The sequence below is a fragment of the uncultured Acetatifactor sp. genome, assembly GCF_948601915.1.
Classification (GTDB): Bacteria; Bacillota; Clostridia; order Lachnospirales; family Lachnospiraceae; genus Acetatifactor.
In genome coordinates this window covers 51,484-56,100 of record NZ_CAPDXS010000010.1, presented here as the reverse complement: position 1 = coordinate 56,100, position 4,617 = coordinate 51,484, and the positions used below count along the sequence as shown (strand labels likewise).

The following is a 4,617-nucleotide window of genomic DNA, read 5'->3' as shown; positions in this document are numbered from 1 at the left end:
CCACCGAGATCTACACTCTTTCCCTACACGACGCTCTTCCGATCTTCCGCACAGGCCGATGGTGAAGCCGCCCAGAGCCCCTTTCATGCTGCGGATGGTCAGGAGATCCGTCAGGGTCTGAGTGGGGTGCTGATGGCCCCCGTCCCCTGCGTTGATGACGGGGATCAGGGATTTCTCCGCGGCCACCATGGGAGCGCCCTCCTTGGGATGGCGCATGGCGCAGATGTCCGCGTAGCAGGAGATGACGCGGATGGTGTCGGACACGCTCTCGCCCTTGGAGGCGGAGGAGGAGGCCGCGTCGGAGAAGCCGATGACGCGCCCGCCCAGCCGGGTCATGGCGGATTCAAAGCTTAGGCGCGTGCGGGTGCTGGGCTCGTAGAAGCAGGTGGCCAGAATCCGGCCATCGCAGGCGTGGGCATACTTGACGGGATTCCATTCAATATCGTTTGCCAGGTCGAAGAGCATGTCAAGCTCCTCCGTGGTGAAGTCCAGAGGACTCATCAGATGTCGCATAGCTAACCTCATTTCTGCGCTGCCGTGTCTTTCAGGGCGCTGCTGCAGGGGCCGTGCTTCGGCATTTCCGGTGGGCGCCAGCGCTTCGGGGCGGAGGGCAGCGCGCATAAGCCCGCCCCGAAAAAGGAGTCGAAGAGTTTTGCCTCTTCGACTCCTGCTTATGATTGATAGGATAATAAATCTTCTACCGCCTTGCGTCTGGGAGCGGCGGGAGATTCCGCGGGATATCCAATGGGAATGAGAGCCACCAGCTCTCTGTCCTCGGGGAGCTCCAGCAGCTTCGTCGCCTCTTCTTCATCGAACAGTCCCATGATGACGGTGCCAAGGCCCTGCTCGAAAGCTGCCAGGCAGAACGCCTCTCCGGCTACGCCCGCGTCATACATCTGCCATCTGTCGCCCTTAGGGGTGGAGAAGGAACCGTCCCTCTCATAACCGCTGCGGCCCTTGATGATGGTGACGGCTATGACCATGGGGGCATCGTCCATGATTTTCCCGTTGCCGGGAAAGATAGCGGTGCACTTGGCCAGAGCGGCCTTTTTCTCGCCCTCTACCGCGATATAGCGGACAATCTGAGTATGCTTCCAGCTTGGGGCGTAGGACGCTGTCTCCACAATCTGCGCCAGCAGCTCATGGGATACGGGCTGATCGGTGAACTTGCGGATGCTTCTGCGGCCTCTGATACATTCATTTGCAGTCATGCGTGAACCTCCTTATTAGAATCGCTGCGCGATGGCACTGAAAGGGTAAAGTCCCTTCGACGTTTTGCCACAATCCTTTTGTTCTATGATACCATGTCCGGAGAAGAGTTTCAAGTTTTTAACGGTTGTATTTTGGAAAAAAATCCTCTATACTAGTGAGGGAAGGGCCCGCAGGGGGATTTTGCCGGAGGCGGGACAGGAAAGGACGGTACACAGGATGGAATATGTAGAAAGAAAGAGATGGATGTTTCTGGGGCTTCCCTTTACCTTTACAAAGTATACGGTGAAAGAGGATATGATCACGGTGGCGGAGGGGTTCTTCAGGACAGTGGAGAACGACTGCTATATGTACAAGGTGCAGGACGTGACCCACAGCGCCAGCTTGGGAGAGAAGCTGTTCGGGCTGGGCACGGTGATCTGCTATACGGGCGATACGACCCATCCCCAACTGATGCTGCAGCATATCAGGCGTTCCAGGGAGATCAAGGATTTCATCCTGAGGGAATCCGAGGAGGCCAGGCTGAAGAGGCGCACGGTGAACATGCTGGATATCGGGTCGGACGGTGTGGACGACATGGACAATATGGACGACTGAGGGGCGTGTGACTGAGGGGCGTGTATTTCGGCGGAGGACGCGCGGGAATCCCGGCACAAAAGTGTGGGCATCCCAGCGCAGAGGCGCGGGAATCCCGGCGGATTAGGCAGGGAAGGCACATGCAGGACTACGGCTATGTCTTGGATTGGCTCCCGGAGAGCAGTTGTTCATAGAGCAGCCCCACGCAGAACCAGTAGGGGGCGAAGTCCAGGCGGATGACGCGCCCTATGTTCCAGCGGCTGCGCCGGTAGTCCCAGGGACATGCTTTGCGGCGTGACAGCAGGAGGCCGGAGAGGTACTCCATGGAGAAGATTATCCCCATATAGGTCAGGCCTCTGGCCAGGGCGGATTTCCCCCGGAGCAGGCGGCTGACAGGGGACAGGAGGGCGGCGCTGCCGTAGATGGGGAACATCCAGAGCGAGGTGTGCCCCTTTAAAGTCATGTCCCGGCGGCGCAGGGCGTCCATGGAAGTGAAGAGGATTTCCAGGCACCAGCCGATCAGGCCGCATTTGAGGAAGTTCTTCGCAAAATTCGTCAGGCATTGTTTCATGTGGGATGCTCCTTCTGGGTTGGCTGGGTATGGGTGTCCGTATCAGTATGCCTTGGAAAGGGAGAAAATATTCGGGAAGAGGGGACGATTGGCAGATGAACTATAAGGAAGCGCTGGACTATATGCAGCAGATAGGGCAGTACGGCATCTCGCCGGGCCTGGACAGCATCCGGCAGCTTGTGGGGCGGCTGGGCGATCCCCAGAAAGGAATGCGGTACGTCCATGTGGCGGGCACCAACGGCAAGGGCTCCGTGTGCGCCTATGTGTCGTCCGCGCTGCAGCGGGGCGGATACCGGGTGGGGAAGTACACCTCCCCCGCCGTGGTGGACGAACGGGAGGAGATCCAGGTAAACGGCAGCTACATCCCGAAGGCGGCGGTGGGGCGGCATATGGAGCGGATAAAGGCCGTGTGCGACGAAATGGCCGGGGAAGGGCTGCACCATCCCACGCCCTTTGAGGTGAAGACTGCCATGGCGTTTCTGTATTTCCGGGAGAAGAAATGCGATATCGTGGTGCTGGAGACCGGGATGGGCGGGCTGTTAGATGCGACTAACATAGTGGAGGACACCTGCGTGGCGGTGCTGACCTCCATCAGCGCAGACCACATGGGCTTCCTGGGGAAGACACTGCCGGAAATCGCCGTCCAGAAAGCGGGCATCATCAAGGGGGGCTGCCATGTGGTGACCGCTGCGCAGGCGCCGGAGGTCATGGAGGTGATCGCCGGGAAGGCTGCCGATGCGGGATGCCCTCTGACAGTGGCAGACGGGAGGGCCGCGGAGCATGTGCGCCCGGGCCTGGAGAAGCAGAGATTCGACTATAAGGACTGGAAAAAGCTGGAGATCGCTCTGGCGGGGCAGTACCAGATAGAGAACGCGGTGACGGCCCTGGAGGCGCTGAAAGCCCTTGGCGGACTTGGATTTCCGGTGCAGGAGGAGAAGCTCCGGGAGGGCATGGCCCAGGCCCGCTGGCCCGGGCGCTTCACGGTAGCGGGCAGGAAGCCCTGCTTCATCCTGGACGGGGCCCACAATGAGGACGCTGCCGGGAAGCTGGCCCGGTCCCTGGAAGCCTGCTTCCCCGGCAGGAGGATTCTCTATATCATGGGGATGCTGCGGGACAAAGAATATGAGAAGATAATCGGGCTGACCCACAGCCTGGCCGACCAGATCATCACGGTGACGCCCCCGGGGAACCCAAGGGCCATGCCGGCCTACGAGCTGGCCGCCGCGGTGGCGCAGGTGCATGAGAAGGTGACCGCGGCGGACAGCCTGGAGGAGGCGGTGGAGATGGCCCGTCTCCTGGCGGATAAGGAGGACGTCATCGTGGCTTTCGGCTCCCTGTCCTACCTGGGCAGGATGCTGGAGATCGTCGGAGGTTGATAAGGGACAAGATTCTGGAGGACGGGCTGGACATCTACGATATGTTCTACCGCACCGACCACCACTGGAAGACCTGGAGCGGCCTGTGGGCAGCAGGGAAGATAGCGGCGGGCCTGAACGAATGCTGCGGCTATGACATCGACCTTTCCCTCTATGACGAATCCCGCTATACCTTTAAGGACTGGGAAGCCCGAGGGATTATATCGCGGCGGGGGACTATGATACGGTCTTAATATGCTATACAGAGTTCATGATAGGCGCGCATGACGATCCACAGTCGGCGAATTACAGGATGTTCACTTTTGAGTAAGAAGTTCTGTACTGCCGGGGATCGGCGCGGGGAGGGATGGATAGAAATGATAGATGAGGGCAAAATCAAAGAGGCGGTCCGGCTCCTGCTGGAGGGAATCGGGGAGGATCCTGACAGGGAGGGACTGGCCGAGACGCCGGACAGAGTGGCCAGGATGTACGGGGAGCTGTTCTCCGGCATGGATGCGGACCCGGCGGAACCGCTGTCCAGGGTATTTTCCATGGAAAATAGAGGAAGCGGACGTTCTGAGGGAAATGAGACTGTGGAAGGCGGCGCCTCTGTGGGGGATATGATTCTGGAGAAGGATATCGTCTTCCATTCCATGTGCGAGCACCATATACTGCCCTTTTACGGCAGGGCCCATATCGCCTATATCCCGGACGGCAGGGTGCTGGGCCTGAGCAAGCTGGCCAGGACGGTGGAAATCTACGCCAGGAGGCTCCAGATTCAGGAGCAGATGACAGGGCAGATCGCGGATGCCATCATGGAGCATCTCTCACCCAGGGGCGTGATGGTGGTGCTGGAGGCGGAGCATATGTGCAAGATCGGAAGAGCGTCGTGTAGGGAAAGAGTGT

The 4,617-nt window shown here is 59.5% G+C and carries 5 protein-coding genes; 3 read left to right on the top strand and 2 right to left on the bottom strand.

The window, feature by feature from the left end; translation table 11 throughout:
* Positions 1 to 671: 671 nt before the first annotated feature.
* The gene (locus Q2B33_RS03095) at positions 672 to 1,211 is read right to left on the bottom strand and encodes a nitroreductase family protein (protein ID WP_300568845.1); all 540 of its coding nucleotides are present in this window, start codon (positions 1,209 to 1,211) and stop codon (positions 672 to 674) included.
* Positions 1,212 to 1,428: 217 nt separating this feature from the next.
* Here Q2B33_RS03095 and Q2B33_RS03090 point away from each other — a divergent pair, with 217 nt between their 5' ends.
* The gene (locus Q2B33_RS03090) at positions 1,429 to 1,806 is read left to right on the top strand and encodes a PH domain-containing protein (RefSeq protein WP_300568842.1); all 378 of its coding nucleotides are present in this window, start codon (positions 1,429 to 1,431) and stop codon (positions 1,804 to 1,806) included.
* A 133-nt stretch (positions 1,807 to 1,939) separates the two neighbouring features.
* Here Q2B33_RS03090 and Q2B33_RS03085 read toward each other — a convergent pair whose 3' ends face one another.
* The gene (locus Q2B33_RS03085; RefSeq protein ID WP_300568839.1) at positions 1,940 to 2,356 is read right to left on the bottom strand and encodes a hypothetical protein; all 417 of its coding nucleotides are present in this window, start codon (positions 2,354 to 2,356) and stop codon (positions 1,940 to 1,942) included.
* 95 nt (positions 2,357 to 2,451) lie between these two features.
* Between Q2B33_RS03085 and Q2B33_RS03080 the strand changes: the two genes are divergently transcribed.
* Both Q2B33_RS03080 and Q2B33_RS03075 read left to right on the top strand, forming a co-directional pair.
* The gene (locus Q2B33_RS03080; RefSeq protein ID WP_300568836.1) at positions 2,452 to 3,732 is read left to right on the top strand and encodes a folylpolyglutamate synthase/dihydrofolate synthase family protein; all 1,281 of its coding nucleotides are present in this window, start codon (positions 2,452 to 2,454) and stop codon (positions 3,730 to 3,732) included.
* Entirely contained in the window at positions 3,729 to 3,965 is a 237-nt protein-coding gene (locus Q2B33_RS03075; protein ID WP_296457277.1) for a hypothetical protein, read from the top strand. Before Q2B33_RS03080 ends, Q2B33_RS03075 begins: the two co-directional genes overlap by 4 nt.
* Positions 3,966 to 4,617 lie beyond the last annotated feature (652 nt).

What these genes read in the sequence shown, in the direction of transcription:
- Q2B33_RS03095 (WP_300568845.1), bottom strand. Translation starts at nt 1,211, where the DNA reads ATGACTGCAAATGAATGTATCAGAGGCCGCAGAAGCATCCGCAAGTTC.
- Q2B33_RS03090 (WP_300568842.1), top strand. Translation starts at nt 1,429, where the DNA reads ATGGAATATGTAGAAAGAAAGAGATGGATGTTTCTGGGGCTTCCCTTT.
- Q2B33_RS03085 (WP_300568839.1), bottom strand. Translation starts at nt 2,356, where the DNA reads ATGAAACAATGCCTGACGAATTTTGCGAAGAACTTCCTCAAATGCGGC.
- Q2B33_RS03080 (WP_300568836.1), top strand. Translation starts at nt 2,452, where the DNA reads ATGAACTATAAGGAAGCGCTGGACTATATGCAGCAGATAGGGCAGTAC.